Raw genomic sequence first — 15,609 nt, forward strand, 5'->3', positions numbered from 1 at the left:
AGCCGAGGAGGACACCCCGTGCCCAGGCCCGACGGCCCCCCGCCGCCGCCGGTGCAGCGGCTCCGGCTGCGCTACGCCAAGCGCGGCCGGCTGCGCTTCACCAGCCACCGCGACTTCCAGCGCGCGCTGGAGCGGGCGCTGCGCCGCGCCGAGGTCCCGATGGCCTACTCGGCCGGGTTCACCCCGCACCCCAAGGTGTCGTACGCGAACGCCGCCTCCACCGGCGCGGCGAGCGAGGCCGAGTACGTCGAGCTGCAGGTCGCCGAACGCTGCGACCCGCGGGCCGTGCGCGACGCGCTCGACGAGGCGCTGCCGCCCGGGCTCGACGTCCTGGAGGTCGTCGAGGCCGGCCCCGGGTCCGTCACCGACCGGCTCGAGGCCAGTCACTGGGAGATCGTCCTGCCGGGTGCGGACCCCGGCGAGGTGGCAGCCGCTGCCGCCGTGTTCCTGGCGGCCGAGCACGTCGAGGTGGAGCGGCTGACCAAGTCCGGACGACGGATGCTCGACGCCCGCGAGCCGGTGGTCCGGCTCGATCTCCTCGAGGCAGACCGGGCCGCTTCCGAGCTGGGGCGCGTCGCCGCGAAGGCGAGCCGCCCGTGTGCGATACTGCAGATGGTCGTGCGGCACGCCACACCTGCCGTCCGACCCGACGACGTCCTCGCCGCCTTGCGCACCGTGGCCGACCTCGCGCCGCCGTCACCGCCCCAGGTGACCCGGCTGGCGCAGGGGCCGCTCGACGAGGCGACCGGCACCGTGGCCGACCCACTGGCTGCGGACCGGGACGCCGCCGGCACCTGAGGCCCCGCGCCCCGCACCTGTGGAGGGCGCGAGCGGACGGTGCGTCCATGACGACTTCCGCCGTCCGACGGCGGCTGACCACCCGAGCGGTACCGAGGTCGTGGCCGGTGCCCCGGGATGACGGGAGCACCACCCGTGACCACCGAGACCGGGTCCACCGGCGACCAGTCCACCCCTGAGCAGTCCACCCCTGAGCAGTCCACCCCCGAGCAGTCCACTCCTGAGCAGTCCAGTGCCGAGCAGCGGCCGCGTCGCCGCCGGGCCGCCAGCCGGCCGGCCGGCCCCCCGCAGGCCGACATGCCGTCCGCTGGCACCCCAACCGCTGGCACCCCAACCGCTGAGACTTCGGGCACTGACACCCCGGCTACCGACGTCCCGGATGCCTCCCCGGCGGCTCCGGCCAAGAGGCCGGCGCGCAAGCGGGCCGCTAAGAAGACCGCGGCCGTAGCCGAGCCGGCCCCCGCGCAGGAGGCTCCGCAGGAGACAGCGGCGCCCCTGGCGGAGCAGCCGGCCGCCGACACCCCCGCGCCGCGCAAGCGGACCACCCGCAAGCGGGCGGCAGCGAAGACCGCCCCGGCCGCGTCGGAGCAGCCGGACGAGGCCACCGCCGCCGGCGAGCAGATCCCGCAGCCGGCCGCACCTGAACCGGACCAGGCCACCGCCGGTGTCCAGGACGGGACCACCACCGGCGCCGCGACCCCCGTGGGAGCCGTCCCGGCCACCGCGGTGCTCTTCCAGCCGCCGGACCCGGCAGCCGCTCCTCGCCGGCGTCGGGCCGCGAGCCGGCCCGCAGGACCGCCGCAGGTGCCCTCCGAGCCCGCCGCCTCCGAGGAGCAGGAGCAGCAGGAGGAACAGGAGTCGGCTGGTACGGCGCCCAGTGCCGCTGCCAGCGAGGTGACCGGTCCGGCCGGGCAGCCGGGGACCGGCGAGGACGCCGGGACCTCCGCCGGTTCTGGTGCCGAGGCGGGGGACCGCGACGACGGCCCGGACGACGGCGGGGACGGTGCGGAGACGCGTCGGCGCCGTCGGCGCCGCGGTGGCCGTGGACGTCGCCGCCGCTCCGGCGAGGACTCCAGCGCCTCCGCGGCCGAGACCGACGACGACACGGACGACGACGCCCGTGACGGCACGTCCGAGGACACGTCCCCGGGCAAGCCAAAGGGCAAGTCCGAGAGCAAGCCGAAGGGCAAGTCCGAGGGCAAGTCCCAGGGCAAGACCGACGGGGACACGACCGACAACGCCGGTTCCGGCGTCGGCGACGAGGTCAGTGACCAGGTCAGCGACGAGGTCAGCGGAGAGGTCAGCGGCGACCACGACAACGGGGACGAGGACTCCGGCTCCTCCCGCCGTCGGCGCCGTCGGCGGCGCCGTTCCGGTGAGGCCGACGACTCGGCCGTCGAGGAGTCCGGGCGAGCCAAGCAGGGCCGTAAGCCCTCCGACGACGTCACCGCCGTCAAGGGCTCGACCCGCCTGGAGGCCAAGCGCCAGCGCCGGCGGGAGGGCCGCGACTCCGGCCGTCGCCGTCCGGTGATCACCGAGTCGGAGTTCCTCGCCCGGCGCGAGAGCGTCGAACGGGTGATGGTCGTCCGGGAGCGGGAGGGCCGTACCCAGATCGCAGTCCTCGAGGACGGCGTGCTCGTCGAGCACTACGTCGCCCGCAAGGAGCAGTCCTCCCTGATCGGCGACGTCTACGTCGGTCGAGTGCAGAACGTGCTGCCGAGCATGGAGGCCGCCTTCGTCGACATCGGCAAGGGCCGCAACGCCGTCCTGTACGCCGGCGAGGTCAACTGGGACGCCGCCGGCCTGGAGGGCCAGCCGAAGCGCATCGAGGTCGCGCTGAAGTCCGGGGACCCCGTCCTCGTCCAGGTCACCAAGGACCCGGTCGGGCACAAGGGTGCCCGGCTCACCAGCCAGGTGTCGCTGCCCGGGCGCTACCTCGTCTACGTGCCGCGCAGCTCGATGACCGGTATCTCCCGCAAGCTGCCCGACACCGAGCGCAACCGGCTCAAGAAGATCCTCAGGAGCGTGCTGCCCGAGGACGCCGGGGTCATCGTGCGCACGGCCGCCGAGGGGGCCTCGGAGGAGGAGCTCTCGCGCGACGTCCAGCGCCTGCAGGCGCAGTGGGAGGACATCGAGAAGAAGGCGAAGGCGGTCAGCCCGCCGGCGATGCTCTACGGCGAGCCCGACCTCATGATCAAGGTGGTCCGGGACGTCTTCAACGAGGACTTCACCAAGCTCGTCGTCGCCGGCGACCACGCCTGGGACACCGTCTCGGAGTACGTCCAGTGGGTGGCCCCCGACCTCGCCGAGCGGCTCGAGCGCTGGGACGGCGAGGACGACGTGTTCGCCGCGCACCGGATCGACGAGCAGATCGCCAAGGCCCTCGAGCGCAAGGTGTGGCTGCCCTCCGGCGGCTCGCTCGTCATCGACCGCACCGAGGCGATGACCGTCGTCGACGTCAACACCGGCAAGTTCACCGGCTCCGGCGGCAGCCTCGAGGAGACGGTGACGAAGAACAACCTCGAGGCCGCCGAGGAGATCGTCCGCCAGCTGAGGCTGCGGGACATCGGCGGAATCATCGTCGTGGACTTCATCGACATGGTCCTGGAGAGCAACCGCGACCTCGTGCTGCGCCGCCTCGTCGAGTGCCTGGGCCGTGACCGCACCAAGCACCAGGTCGCGGAGGTCACCTCGCTCGGCCTGGTCCAGATGACCCGCAAGCGGGTCGGGCAGGGGCTGCTGGAGGCGTTCAGCGAGACCTGCGAGTGCTGCAACGGCCGTGGCGTCGTCCTGTTCGACGAGCCGGTCGAGAAGAGCCAGCACAACGGCGGGCGGACCAAGGGGGAGCAGCCCGGCTCGCAGCAGCGCCGCAAGGGCGGTGTCAAGGAGGTCGCCGCGGCGACGCTGCGTGCGGGCGGCTCCGCGGACGACGCGGGGGAGGTGCCGGCGTCCGCCGAGCCGGTTTGACCCGGACGTACGCCGCTCCGTACCCTGGACCGCGGCACGCCCTCGGCGTGCCCTGCTGTGTGCGCTCGGCCCCGCCCGACCGCTCGTCACCAGCAACTGTCGAACGACGTCAGAGAGTGAGCCTCACGTGTACGCGATCGTCCGCGCCGGCGGCCGGCAGGAGAAGGTCGCCGTCGGCGACGTGCTGACCATCGACCGAGTCACCGGCGACGCCGGCACCACGGTCGAGCTCAAGCCGGTGCTCCTCGTCGACGGGTCCACCGTCACCAGCGACGCCGACGCCCTGGCCAGGGCGACGGTGACCGCCGAGGTCGTCGACGCGACGAAGGGGCCCAAGATCACGATCCTCAAGTACCGCAACAAGACCGGGTACCGCAAGCGCCAGGGCCACCGCCAGAAGCTGACCCGCATCAAGATCACCGACATCAGCAGCTGACCCGCGACACGAACGAGGACCCACAGACATGGCACACAAGAAGGGCGCCAGCTCCTCCCGGAACGGGCGCGACTCCAACGCCCAGCGGCTCGGTGTGAAGCGCTTCGGCGGGCAGGTCGTCAACGCCGGCGAGATCATCGTCCGTCAGCGGGGCACCCACTTCCACCCGGGCGTCAACGTGGGCCGGGGCGGCGACGACACGCTGTTCGCGCTCACCGCCGGCGCTGTCGAGTTCGGCACCCGTCGCGGGCGCAAGGTCGTCAGCATCGTCCCGGCCGGCGAGTGAGGCTCACCGTCGACTGACGACGCAGACCTGACCAAGGGGCGAGCCGGGACGACCGGCTCGCCCCTTCGTCGTCCACCCGGCCCTGGCCGGGCCGATCGAGGAGGTGACCGGCGTGGCACAGTTCGTCGACCGCGTCGTCCTGCACGTCGCCGCCGGGGACGGCGGCCACGGCTGCGCGTCGGTGCACCGGGAGAAGTTCAAGCCGCTCGGCGGCCCGGACGGCGGCAACGGCGGCAAGGGCGGCGACGTCGTCCTGGAGGTCGACCCCTCGACCACGACCCTGCTGGAGTACCACCACTCCCCGCACCGCCGCGCCGGCAACGGCCGTCCCGGGCAGGGTGGTCTGCGGCACGGCGCCGACGGCGAGGACGTCGTCCTGCGGGTACCGGCCGGCACCGTCGTCAAGCGTCCCGACGGCGAGGTGCTCGCCGACCTGGTCGCCCCGGGGGACCGGTTCGTCCTGGCGGCCGGCGGCCGGGGTGGCCTGGGCAACGCCGCGCTGGCCTCCCCGCGCCGCAAGGCCCCCGGTTTCGCCCTGCTCGGCGAACCCGGTGACGCCGGGGACGTCGTCCTCGAGCTCAAGACCGTCGCCGACGTGGCCCTGGTCGGCTACCCCAGCGCCGGCAAGTCCAGCCTCGTCGCCGCGCTCAGCGCCGCCCGGCCGAAGATCGCCGACTACCCGTTCACCACCCTGGTGCCCAACCTCGGCGTCGTCCAGGCCGGCGACGTCCGGTTCACCGTCGCGGACGTGCCCGGCCTCATTCCCGGGGCCAGCCGGGGCAAGGGGCTGGGACTGGAGTTCCTGCGGCACGTCGAGCGCTGCGCCGCCCTCGTCCACGTCCTGGACTGCGCCACCCTCGAGCCGAACCGCGACCCGGTCAGCGACCTCGAGGCGATCGAGGCCGAGCTGCGGGCCTACCCGGTGGACGCCGGTGACGGCGAGACCCCCGTCCCGCTGACCGAACGGCCACGGCTCGTCGCGCTGAACAAGGTCGACGTCCCCGAGGCCCGCGAGCTCGCCGACATGGTCCGCCTCGAGCTGGAGCGGCGCGGCTACGAGGTGCACGAGGTGTCGGCGGCCAGCCACGAGGGCTTGCGGGAGCTGTCGTTCGCGATGGCCCGGCTCGTCGAGGCCGCCCGCCGCGCCGCGCCGGCCCCCACCGCCCGCCGGGTCGTGCTGCGGCCCCGGCCGGTGGACGACCCCGGGTTCACCGTGACCCCGGAGACGACGGCTGACGGACCGGTGTACCGGGTGCGTGGGGTCAAGCCCGAGCGCTGGGTCCGTCAGACGGACTTCGCCAACGACGAGGCGGTCGGCTACCTCGCCGACCGGCTGGCCCGACTCGGCGTCGAGGACGCCCTGTTCGAGGCCGGCGCCCGCGCCGGTGACACCGTCGTCATCGGCGGGCAGGACGGCGTGGTCTTCGACTGGGAGCCCACCCTCGTCGGCGGCGCCGAGCTGCTGGCCGGTCCACGTGGCAGCGACCTGCGCCTGGAGGACTCCCGGCGACCCACCCGGGACGAGAAGCGGGAGGCCTACGCCCAGCGGCGGGAGGCACGCTCGGCGGCGCGCGCCGAGCTCGACGAGGAGCGTCAGGCCGGTCACTGGACGGCGGACGCCGAGGGTGACTGGACGGCGGACGCCGAGGGTGACTGGACGGCGGACGCCGAGGGCGACCCGGGCCGATGACGCCGTCGGTGCTGCGGACCCGCGCCGAGCTGTCCACCGCCGGGCGGGTCGTCGTCAAGGTCGGGTCGTCGTCGCTGACGACGCCGCAGGGCCGTATCGACGCCGGGCGGCTGCGCGCCCTCACCGACGTCCTCGCCGCCCGCCGCGCCGCCGGGACCGAGGTGGTGCTCGTCTCCTCCGGTGCGATCGCGGCCGGCCTCGGCCCGCTCGGGCTGGTCCGCCGTCCGCGGGACCTGGCCACCCAGCAGGCGGCGGCCAGCGTCGGCCAGGGGGCGCTGCTCGCCCAGTACACCGACGCGTTCGCCGAGCACGGGGTGACGGTGGGCCAGGTGCTGCTCACCGCCGACGACGTCGTCCGGCGCAGCCACTACCGCAACGCTCAGCGCACCCTGTACCGGCTGCTGCGCCTCGGCGTCGTCCCGGTCGTCAACGAGAACGACACCGTCGCCACCGACGAGATCCGGTTCGGTGACAACGACCGGCTCGCCGCCCTGGTGGCGCACCTCGTGCACGCCGACGCACTCGTCCTGCTCTCCGACGTCGACGCCCTGTACGACGGACCGCCGCACCGTCCGGGCGCCCGCCGGATCGCCCAGGTGGACGGCGAGCAGGACCTGGCCGAGGTCGTCGTCGGCCGCACCGGCCCCGCAGGGGTCGGCACCGGCGGCATGGTGACCAAGCTGGAGGCGGTGCGGATCGCCACCGGGTCCGGGATCGGGACGCTGCTCACCTCCGCCGACCTGGCCCGCGACGGGCTGTCCGGCGCCGACGTCGGGACGTGGTTCGTGCCCACCGCACCGCGGACGTCGACCCGGCTGCTGTGGCTGGCGCACGCCGCCACCCCCCTGGGCCGGCTCGTCCTGGACGACGGCGCGGTCGCCGCCGTGGTCGGCCGCCGGGCCTCGCTGCTGCCTGCCGGTGTGCTGGAGGTGCACGGACAGTTCGAGGCCGGCGATCCGGTCGACCTGTGCGACCGAACCGGCCACGTGCACGGCCGGGGGCTGGTCAACTACTCCTCACAGGAGGTACCGAGCCTGCTCGGCCGCTCCACCAGGGAGCTGGGCGACCGGCTCGGGCCCGGGTACGACCGGGAGCTCGTGCACCGCGACGACCTGGTGCTGCTGAGGACCTGACCCGGACGCGAGGAGGTACCGGTGGACCCGCCGCTGTGGCACGTCACCGTGACCCTCGCCGGTGAGCCCGCCGACCGTGAGCAGGTCCGACTGGGCCTGGAGCAGCTCGTCCGCGAACGGCCGTTCCTGGAGTCCGCCCGCTACGGGGACGACCGGGCCGAGCTGCGGTACTGGGACGAGGCCGAGGACGTCGACGACGCCGCGGCCATGGCCCTGCGGCTGTGGGCGGACCACCGCGACAGCGCGGGGCTGCCGCCGTGGACGGTCGTCGGTCTCGAGGTGCTCGACCGCGGCACGGTCCGCGAGCGCGGCGCCCGCGGACTCGTCGCGCCGGCCCTGGTGCTCGGCGACGTCCGGCCGCTGTGACAGCACGTCAGCGCAGTCAGCGCAGTGGCACGAACGAGTACGCCCCGTGCCGGTGCACGGTCACCTCCCCGGCGTCGTCCCGGACGACGAGCAGCATCGTCCCGGCGACCGGTACCACTATCCGGCCCGGCCGGGCCACCTGCTCGACGAGCTCCTCCGGGAGCCGAGAGGCCATGGCCGACACCAGGATCCGGTCGAACGGCGCGAGGTCGGGCCGGCCGAGCACCCCCTCCGTGGCCGGTTCCAGGGACGCCCACGGCATACCGGCCCGGGCCAGGTTCTGCGCCCCCCACTCGGCGAGTCGCGGTTCGAGCTCGACCCCGACGACGCGCCCGGTCGGCCCGACGAGCCGTGCGAGCAGCGCGGTCGTCCAGCCGGAGCCGGCGCCGACGTCGAGCACCCGTTGACCGGCCTGGACGTCGAGCAGCGCCAGCATCGCCCGGACCGTGCTCGGCTGGGAGCTCGTCTGACCCTCGCCGATCGGCAGCGGCCGGTCCTGCGCGGCGTACGGGCGCTGGTCCTCGGGGAGGAACTGCGCCCGGGGCAGCGCTGCGAACGCGTCGTCGAGCCGGCGCTCGGCCGCCGCGACCGACCGTCGTCCCGGGCGGTGCCAGGTCACCGCCCTACCCTGGACCCATGTCGACGCCGAGCACCACCCAGGACGCCGTCCTGGCCGTCTGTGGCCGGGCCCGGGAGGCGTCCCGTGCGCTGGCCACCGCCACCCGCGCCGCGAAGGACGCGGCCTTGTACGCCGCCGCGGACGCCCTCGTCGCGGCGACCGACCGGGTGGTCGCCGCGAACGCCCTCGACCTCGAACGGGGCCAGACCGACGGCCTCGCCGCGGGGCTGCTCGACCGGCTCCGCCTGGACGGGAGCCGGGTCGCGGCGATCGCGGACGCCGTCCGGGAGGTCGCGGCTCTGCCCGACCCGGTCGGCGAGGTGGTCCGCGGCCGCACCCTGCCCAACGGCCTGCGCCTGCGACAGGTCCGGGTGCCGATGGGCGTCGTCGGGATGGTCTACGAGGCCCGGCCCAACGTCACCGTCGACGCGGCCGTGCTCGCGGTGAAGTCCGGCAACGCGGCCGTCCTGCGCGGCGGGTCCGCGGCGCTGGAGACGAACACGGTGCTCGTCGAGGTGCTCCGGGAGGCGTTCGCGGGGGCCGGGCTGCCTGCCGACGTGGTGCAGAGCATCGACGAGCACGGGCGGGAGGGGGTCCGTCACCTGATGCGCGCCCGCGGGCTGGTCGACGTGCTCGTCCCCCGCGGCGGGGCCGGGCTGATCCGCAGCGTCGTCGAGGAGGCCACGGTCCCGGTCATCGAGACCGGCGTCGGCAACTGCCACGTCTACGTCGACGCCGGCGCCGACCCCGACCAGGCGGTCGCCATCGCGGTGAACTCCAAGACCCACCGGCCGAGCGTCTGCAACGCCGCCGAGACCGTCCTGGTGCACGCCGCCGCCGCCGAGGCGGTGCTGCCCCGACTGCTCGCCGAGCTCGCCGCCGCAGGGGTACGGCTGCACGGCGACGACCGGGTGGCCGCCCTGGCGCCCGACGGAGTCGAGGTCGAGCCGGTGACCGACGAGGACTGGGCGACCGAGTACCTCGCCCTGGAGCTCGCGGTCGGCGTGGTCGACGACCTCGACGCCGCCCTGGCGCACATCCGGCGCTGGTCGAGCGGGCACACCGAGGCCATCGTGACGAGCGACCTGCGTTCCGCCGAGCGGTTCACCACCGAGCTCGACTCTGCGGCGATCATGGTGAACGCCTCCACCCGGTTCACCGACGGCGGCCAGCTCGGGCTCGGCGCCGAGATCGGGATCTCGACCCAGAAGCTGCACGCCCGCGGGCCGATGGGGCTGGCCGAGCTGACCACGACCCGCTGGCTCGTGCACGGCGACGGCCACGTGCGCCCCTGAACCACCACCACCCCCTCCCGTGATCATGCAATCCCGCCACCCCGCTCGGCCGTTTCGTGATCATGCAATCCGTGCCACCCAGTGGGCCCCGTCCCCTCGCAGGATGCTGGGTTGTTGGCACGACACGCCGGCAAAACCGTGCCGGCCGCAGCATTCTGTGGTGAACGCGGCTGAGTCGTCGTGGGTTGTCACGGCCGCTGAGACCCCTCGATGTCCCGAGGTGGTCCCGCCAGCGGGTCATGAGGTGTTCGTGCAGACCCGCCGCCCCGCACGACCCGGACAGTGGCATGGGCAAGGTGGCGGGATTGCATGATCACGAAGGGTGCGACGGCAGCCCAGGGTGGCGGGATTGCATGATCACGAGCAGGGGGTGTCAGAGTGCGCGGATCTGCCCGTCGACCACCTCGACCTGCGCTGCCGCGAGCGGTGCCGGCGCCGGACCGGAGACGTTGGTGCCCGTCGCCAGGTCGAACACCGAGCCGTGACACGGGCAGCGCAGCTCGCCGTCCCCGGGCGCGACCGTGCAGCCCTGGTGCGTGCAGACGGCACTGAACGCGACGACCTGCCCCTCGGTGGGCTGCGCGATCAGCAGGGGACCGCTCGGACCGGTGGCCGAGACGGCACCGCCGACAGGGACGTCCGAGACCTGCGCGACCACGTCCCCGGCCGCGACGTTCGTCGTCGGTTCGTCGTCGCCGGAGCATGCGGTGGTCAGCGAGGCCACTCCCGCCGCACCCGCCAGGACGACGGCACGGCGGCTGGGGGCGCAGGGTCGGTTCACGTAGCGCACAACGAGGATCATGCCGCGTGGGTTCACGGCTGCGCCCGCCCGGCCCCTCGGCGTGCCCAGTCCCGCTGACGCCCAGACGGCGCCCACGGCACGACGGGTGGCCGAGTCTGACAGGATGTGCCGCGGACCACGCCGGTCCGCGACCTGGACGACGCAGGAGAGAGCAGCGATGGGGTTCCTGGCGAGCACGGCGGCCGAGACCGAGACGCACTTCGAGATTCCGTTCCCTCCCGAGGTGTACGGCATCAGCGCCTTCGTGCTGCTGCTCCTGCTGCTCGCGCTGACCTTCGCGTTTCGCAGCGTCGGCTCCCGCGACCGGCGCTGAGCCGCGGTCGCCGGGGAGCGCGCGGTGCGCCTCGGGGTGATGGGCGGCACGTTCGACCCGATCCACCACGGCCACCTGGTCGCGGCCAGCGAGGTGGCCAGCGAGTTCGACCTCGACGAGGTCGTCTTCGTGCCCACCGGCCGGCCGTGGCAGAAGGACGCCCGGGAGGTCTCTCCGGCCGAGCACCGCTACCTCATGACGGTGATCGCGACCGCGTCGAACCCGCGGTTCACCGTGAGCCGGGTCGACATCGACCGTCCCGGTCCGACGTACACCATCCACACCCTGCGAGACCTGCACGCCGAGCGGCCTGACGCCGAGCTGTTCTTCATCACCGGCGCCGACGCGCTGGCCCAGATCCTGTCCTGGAAGGACGTCGAGGAGCTGTGGTCGCTGGCGCACTTCGTCGGCGTCACCCGGCCCGGGCACGTCCTGTCGGGCACTGGCCTGCCCGAGGACGGCGTGAGCCTGCTCGAGGTGCCGGCGATGGCGATCTCCTCCACCGACTGCCGCGCCCGCGTCGCTGCCGGTGAACCGGTCTGGTACCTCGTGCCGGACGGTGTCGTGCAGTACATCGCCAAGTACCACCTGTACCGGGACGACCGGTGAGCGGCGAGGAGCCGGCACCGTCCTCCCGGCGAGAGCGGCGGGCCAGGGGCACCGGCCCGGTCGCCCCCGGTCCGCCGCTGCCTCGTCCCCCGACGCAGGTCCTGCCCCGACGCGCACGACGGCGTGCCCGGCGCCGCGGCGCGTGGGTCGCGGTCGTCGTCCTGCTCCTCGTGGGCGCCCTCGTCGCGGCGGTCGTGCTGCTGGGCCGAGACCCTGCTCCCGGTGGCACCGACGACGCCGGCGCCGCCGGCCCGACCGACACGCTGCTCGCCACCCTCGCCGACCGCGGCCGGGTCACCGGAGCCGCCCTCCTGTCGGTGGGGGAGGAGGAGACCGCCGCCCTGCTCGTGCCGAGCCGGCTGCTCGTCGACGTCGCCGGAGGCGGGCGGGCCGCTCTGGCCGAGGCGCTGTCGGTCTCCGACGACGCGCCCGCGGACGCCGTCGCCGACGCCCTCGACGTCCGGGTGGACCTCGGCTGGGTCCTCGACGCGGCCGGGCTCACGGCTCTCGTCGACGCCGTCGGCGGTGTCGTCGTCGACGTCGACGCCGACGTGCGCACCGCGGAGGTGTCCCTGGCCGCTGGGCCGCGCCAGCGTCTCGACGGCCGACAGGCGGCCGCCTACGCCACCCACCTCGCAGCGGCCGAGGCCGAGGCGGCCCGGCTCGCCCGCCAGGAGGAGGTGCTGACCGCGCTCGTCGCCGGTCTGCCGGACGACGTCGGGCAGGTCGAGGAGGTGCTCGCCGCCGTGGGACCCCTCAGCCGGCCGGTGGGCGGCGACACCCGGGCCGTCGCCGGCCTCCTCGTCCGGGTCGCCGACCACCTGGAGCGGGACGGCGGGTACGGCGCGTCCGTGCTGCCGGTGCGGGAGATCGCCACCGGCGGCGACGAGGTGCTCTACGGCCTGGCGGACGCCGAGGCCGCCGAGGTGCTGGCCGCCCGGTTCGCGGGCGCCCGCCGGTCCGGGACGGGGGAGACGGTGCGGGTGCTCGTCCAGAACGGCGCCGGGACCCCGGGGCTGGAGGACCTGGCGAGGGAGCGGCTCGTGGAGGCCGGCTTCCGGTTCGTGGGCGGCGGCAACGCCGCCGTGCTGGGCCGGCGGACGTCCGCGGTCCTCGTTCCGCAGGACACGCCTCGGCTGCGGGAGGCCGGTCTCGGGGTCGTCGAGGCCCTCGGGCTGCCGCAGGACGTGCTCGCGGTGGGCCGGGAGGCGCCGACCACCGCGGACGTCATCGTCGTCCTCGGCACCGATTTTGCGGAGGTCGCCGCCGGGGCGGGAGGCGACTCCTGAGGGCGTGAGAACCTGTCCCGACCAGGCCCACCCGGAGGAGACCCGTGCCCGCCACCGACCGCGCCGTCCAGCTCGCCACCGCCGCCGCCGAGGCGGCGGCCGACAAGCTGGCCGACGAGATCATCGCCCTCGACGTCAGCGAACAGCTGGTGATCACCGACGTGTTCGTCGTCGCCTCCGCGGACACCGACCGGCAGGTCCGGGCGATCGTCGACGAGGTCGAGGAGCGGCTGCGCGGCCTCGGCGCCAAGCCGGTGCGCCGCGAGGGGCTCAAGGAGGCCCGCTGGGTGCTGCTCGACTTCGTCGACGTCGTCGTCCACGTCCAGCAGACCGAGGACCGCCGGTTCTACGCCCTCGAGCGGCTGTGGAAGGACTGCCCGGCCCTCGACCTGCCGGTCACCGGGCACCCCGACGGCGCCCGCACCGGCCGGGACGGCGGGGACGGCGGGGACGGAGCGTGAGCGCGGCCCGCGTCGTCCTGTGGCGGCACGGGCAGACCGGTCACAACGCCGCCGACCGGTTCCAGGGGCAGCTCGACGTCCCGCTGGACGACGTCGGCCGGCGGCAGGCGCACCGGGCGGCGGAGATGCTGCGCGGTCTGGCGCCGACCCGGATCGTCAGCTCGGACCTGTCCCGGGCCGCGGACACCGCCGCCGCGCTCGCCGCGCTCACCGGGCTCGTGGTGGAGACCGACACCGCCCTGCGGGAGCTGTTCGCGGGGCAGTGGCAGGGGCTCACCCGCGCCGAGATCGAGTCCCGCTGGCCGCAGGAGTTCGCCGCCTGGCGTGGCGGGGACGACGTCCCCGTCGGGGGCGGGGAGCGGCGCAGCGAGGCCGGCCGGCGGGCCGCCGCGGCGATCGGGCGGCACGCCGCCGCCACCCCGGACGGCGGGGTGCTCGTCGTCACCGGCCACGGCGGTGCGCTGCGGGGGGCGATGCTGCACCTGCTCGCCCTGCCGCTGGCGGCCTGGTCGGCGTTCGGAGGGCTGGCCAACACGCACTGGGCGCTGCTCGTTCCCCGCGGGACGGGGTGGTCGCTGGCCGAGTACAACGTCGGCCCGCACGGCGCCCACGTCGGCTCGGAGGGATGACGGCGCCTGCGTCGGGACGCCGGGGGGACCCGATTTCGGGATGCTCGGCTCGTCGGTCTAGACTCCCTGCCGTTGTCCCGCGGGGCTGTGGCGCAGCTGGTAGCGCACCTCCATGGCATGGAGGGGGTCAGGGGTTCGAGTCCCCTCAGCTCCACCGAGAGTCGTTTCCATCCGAGAGTCGTTGCCCGGCTCACGACGTCACCAGTGTCAGACGCGGTCTTGTGGTCTCCGTTGGCGCGGGCTCGCGGTGTTACCGTAACGCCACTCACCTCATCATCGGGGGATCATCGGGGGCGGCGTGAGTACACCGAGCATCCGGGACAGCACATCGGTCGCTGAGGGGATGCGCGTCCCTGCGGTGGATGCCAAGGTCACGCGCCGCCGGCGCATCGGTCTCGTGCTCGGTGTCCTGCTCGCGGTCATCGTCTATCTCCTCATGCCCCGCGAGGTCGACAGCGATCTCGCCGGCCGCCCTCGCGGAGGGCGGGGTCGATACCACCGCTCACGCCATACGCGCCACAGCCGCCATCGCCGTGCTCATGGGCGTCTGGTGGATGACGGAGGCCATTCCCCTCGCAGCGACGGCGCTCGTGCCGCTCGTCGCCTTTCCCGTGCTGCAGGTGAGCTCGTTCGCGGACACCGCACCGCCGTACGCCTCGGGGACCATCTTCCTGTTCATGGGCGGGTTCATCCTCGCCCTCGCGCTGCAGCGGTGGAACCTGCATCGCCGGATCGCGCTGGTAACCGTGCTGGCTGTCGGGACGAGCCCCACCCGGTTCATCGCCGGGTTCATGATCGCCACGGGTTTCGTCTCGATGTGGGTCTCCAACACCGCGACCGCGGTGATGATGCTGCCCATCGGCCTGTCGGTGCTGACCCTGGTCGGTCAGTTCGGCAAGGGTGAGAACCCGCTGGAGTCGAGGTTCGGCACCGCTCTCATGCTGGGTATCGCCTACGCCGCGTCCATCGGCTCGCTGGGAACACTCATCGGCACGCCGCCCAACGCGCTCCTGCGCGGCTACCTCCAGGAGAACCACGACGTCACCATCGGGTTCGGGCAGTGGATGCTCTTCGGTGTCCCGCTCTCGGTCGTGTTCCTCGCCTTCTGCTGGTGGCTCCTGGCGCACGTGCTGTACCGGCCGGAGATCACCGAGCTCCCCGGAGGCCGGACAGCGATCCAGGACGAGCTGGGCAGACTCGGGCCGATGAGTGGTCCGGAGAAGACGGTCGGTCTCGTGTTCGTGGCCGCCGCGCTCTCCTGGGTGTTCCTGCCCACCCTCTTTCCGAACTCGGGTATCAGCGACGAGCTCATCGCCATGTGTGTGGCTCTGGCGTGCTTTCTCCTCCCCGCCCGCGTCAAGGACGGTGTCGCGCTCCTGGACTGGAGAGTGCGAAGGAACTCCCGTGGGACGTCCTCCTGCTCTTCGGTGGCGGTCTGGCTCTGTCGGCCCAGTTCACGAGCACAGGCTTGAGTGTGTGGATCGGGGAACAGGCCGCGGGCCTCGACGTCCTGCCGGTGGTTCTCATCGTCGTCGCCGTGACCGCCCTGGTCCTGTTCCTCACCGAGCTGACCTCTAACACGGCCACCGCAGCGGCCTTCCTGCCGATCATCGGCGGAGTTGCCGTCGGTCTTGGCCTCGACGTCATGCTGCTCGTGGTGCCCGTGGCGCTCGCCGCCACCTCCGCCTTCATGCTGCCGGTGGCCACGCCACCGAACGCGATCGCCTTCGGTTCCGGCTACATCAGGATGAACCAGATGGTCAGGGCGGGCCTCTGGCTCAACCTCGTCGGCATCCTCCTCATCACGCTCACCGTCCTCACCCTGGGCCAGTGGGTGCTCGGCATCCAGGTCGGATGAACCCGGCCGGATGGGCATCCCGCATCGCGACACGCACGGGGCGCGCAGGGCCCGACCG

Annotated in this window: 15 protein-coding genes, 1 tRNA gene and 1 pseudogene; 15 read left to right on the forward strand and 2 right to left on the reverse strand. The window is 73.9% G+C overall.

Features of this window, described 5'->3' with window-relative positions:
* Window positions 1–51: 51 nt before the first annotated feature.
* From ACFP6A_RS10925 to ACFP6A_RS10955, 7 genes are all read left to right on the forward strand, one after another.
* Window positions 52–798 (forward strand): TIGR03936 family radical SAM-associated protein, encoded by a 747-nt coding sequence (locus tag ACFP6A_RS10925; protein WP_379603689.1) that lies wholly within the window; start codon window positions 52–54, stop codon window positions 796–798.
* Between the two features lie 135 nt (window positions 799–933).
* Window positions 934–3,765, forward strand: a complete 2,832-nt coding sequence (locus tag ACFP6A_RS10930) for an Rne/Rng family ribonuclease (protein ID WP_379603557.1) — start codon at window positions 934–936, stop codon at window positions 3,763–3,765.
* A 127-nt stretch (window positions 3,766–3,892) separates the two neighbouring features.
* Window positions 3,893–4,201: a 50S ribosomal protein L21 gene (gene rplU / locus ACFP6A_RS10935; RefSeq protein WP_379603558.1), complete on the forward strand. Its 309-nt coding sequence runs from the start codon at window positions 3,893–3,895 to the stop codon at window positions 4,199–4,201.
* 28 nt (window positions 4,202–4,229) lie between these two features.
* Entirely contained in the window at window positions 4,230–4,487 is a 258-nt protein-coding gene (rpmA, locus tag ACFP6A_RS10940) for a 50S ribosomal protein L27 (RefSeq protein WP_379603559.1), read from the forward strand.
* A gap of 112 nt (window positions 4,488–4,599) precedes the next feature.
* Window positions 4,600–6,177 carry a GTPase ObgE gene (gene obgE / locus ACFP6A_RS10945; RefSeq protein WP_379603560.1) on the forward strand — a complete coding sequence of 526 codons (1,578 nt, stop codon included), beginning with the start codon at window positions 4,600–4,602 and terminating at the stop codon, window positions 6,175–6,177.
* A complete protein-coding gene (gene proB / locus ACFP6A_RS10950) occupies window positions 6,174–7,310 on the forward strand; it encodes a glutamate 5-kinase (RefSeq protein WP_379603561.1) in 1,137 nt (378 codons plus the stop codon). Before obgE ends, proB begins: the two co-directional genes overlap by 4 nt.
* 21 nt (window positions 7,311–7,331) lie before the next feature.
* Window positions 7,332–7,676, forward strand: coding sequence for a hypothetical protein (locus ACFP6A_RS10955; RefSeq protein WP_379603562.1), 345 nt, complete (start codon window positions 7,332–7,334; stop codon window positions 7,674–7,676).
* A 16-nt stretch (window positions 7,677–7,692) separates the two neighbouring features.
* Here ACFP6A_RS10955 and ACFP6A_RS10960 read toward each other — a convergent pair whose 3' ends face one another.
* Window positions 7,693–8,295 carry a protein-L-isoaspartate O-methyltransferase gene (locus ACFP6A_RS10960; protein WP_379603563.1) on the reverse strand — a complete coding sequence of 201 codons (603 nt, stop codon included), beginning with the start codon at window positions 8,293–8,295 and terminating at the stop codon, window positions 7,693–7,695.
* A 17-nt stretch (window positions 8,296–8,312) separates the two neighbouring features.
* Here ACFP6A_RS10960 and ACFP6A_RS10965 point away from each other — a divergent pair, with 17 nt between their 5' ends.
* Window positions 8,313–9,590: a glutamate-5-semialdehyde dehydrogenase gene (locus ACFP6A_RS10965; RefSeq protein WP_379603564.1), complete on the forward strand. Its 1,278-nt coding sequence runs from the start codon at window positions 8,313–8,315 to the stop codon at window positions 9,588–9,590.
* A gap of 373 nt (window positions 9,591–9,963) precedes the next feature.
* On the opposite strand, the gene ACFP6A_RS10970 is transcribed toward ACFP6A_RS10965, so the two are convergent.
* On the reverse strand, window positions 9,964–10,392 hold the full coding sequence (locus ACFP6A_RS10970; RefSeq protein WP_379603565.1) for a Rieske (2Fe-2S) protein: 429 nt from the start codon (window positions 10,390–10,392) through the stop codon (window positions 9,964–9,966).
* Window positions 10,393–10,549: 157 nt separating this feature from the next.
* Here ACFP6A_RS10970 and ACFP6A_RS10975 point away from each other — a divergent pair, with 157 nt between their 5' ends.
* From ACFP6A_RS10975 to ACFP6A_RS11005, 7 genes and pseudogenes are all read left to right on the forward strand, one after another.
* Window positions 10,550–10,705 carry a hypothetical protein gene (locus ACFP6A_RS10975; RefSeq protein WP_379603566.1) on the forward strand — a complete coding sequence of 52 codons (156 nt, stop codon included), beginning with the start codon at window positions 10,550–10,552 and terminating at the stop codon, window positions 10,703–10,705.
* Between the two features lie 39 nt (window positions 10,706–10,744).
* Window positions 10,745–11,314, forward strand: a complete 570-nt coding sequence (nadD, locus tag ACFP6A_RS10980; RefSeq protein WP_379603690.1) for a nicotinate-nucleotide adenylyltransferase — start codon at window positions 10,745–10,747, stop codon at window positions 11,312–11,314.
* Window positions 11,311–12,603: an LCP family protein gene (locus ACFP6A_RS10985; protein ID WP_379603567.1), complete on the forward strand. Its 1,293-nt coding sequence runs from the start codon at window positions 11,311–11,313 to the stop codon at window positions 12,601–12,603. Before nadD ends, ACFP6A_RS10985 begins: the two co-directional genes overlap by 4 nt.
* 44 nt (window positions 12,604–12,647) lie before the next feature.
* Window positions 12,648–13,064 (forward strand): ribosome silencing factor, encoded by a 417-nt coding sequence (rsfS, locus tag ACFP6A_RS10990; RefSeq protein ID WP_379603568.1) that lies wholly within the window; start codon window positions 12,648–12,650, stop codon window positions 13,062–13,064.
* On the forward strand, window positions 13,061–13,693 hold the full coding sequence (locus ACFP6A_RS10995) for a histidine phosphatase family protein (RefSeq protein WP_379603569.1): 633 nt from the start codon (window positions 13,061–13,063) through the stop codon (window positions 13,691–13,693). The genes rsfS and ACFP6A_RS10995 overlap by 4 nt, the downstream gene beginning before the upstream one ends.
* Window positions 13,694–13,774: 81 nt before the next feature.
* Window positions 13,775–13,847: transfer RNA gene (locus ACFP6A_RS11000), tRNA-Ala, on the forward strand.
* A gap of 144 nt (window positions 13,848–13,991) precedes the next feature.
* Window positions 13,992–15,551 (forward strand): annotated as a pseudogene (locus ACFP6A_RS11005) (SLC13 family permease).
* Window positions 15,552–15,609: the final 58 nt, after the last annotated feature.

Source organism: Quadrisphaera sp. GCM10027208, assembly GCF_042658805.1.
Classification (GTDB): domain Bacteria; phylum Actinomycetota; class Actinomycetes; order Actinomycetales; family SCSIO-59966; genus SCSIO-59966.

Excerpts from the sequence above, each read along its gene's own strand:
- rpmA (WP_379603559.1), top strand. The coding sequence starts at position 4,230 with ATGGCACACAAGAAGGGCGCCAGCTCCTCCCGGAACGGGCGCGACTCC.
- proB (WP_379603561.1), top strand. The coding sequence starts at position 6,174 with ATGACGCCGTCGGTGCTGCGGACCCGCGCCGAGCTGTCCACCGCCGGG.
- ACFP6A_RS10965 (WP_379603564.1), top strand. The coding sequence starts at position 8,313 with ATGTCGACGCCGAGCACCACCCAGGACGCCGTCCTGGCCGTCTGTGGC.
- ACFP6A_RS10970 (WP_379603565.1), bottom strand. The coding sequence starts at position 10,392 with ATGATCCTCGTTGTGCGCTACGTGAACCGACCCTGCGCCCCCAGCCGC.
- ACFP6A_RS10975 (WP_379603566.1), top strand. The coding sequence starts at position 10,550 with ATGGGGTTCCTGGCGAGCACGGCGGCCGAGACCGAGACGCACTTCGAG.
- nadD (WP_379603690.1), top strand. The coding sequence starts at position 10,745 with ATGGGCGGCACGTTCGACCCGATCCACCACGGCCACCTGGTCGCGGCC.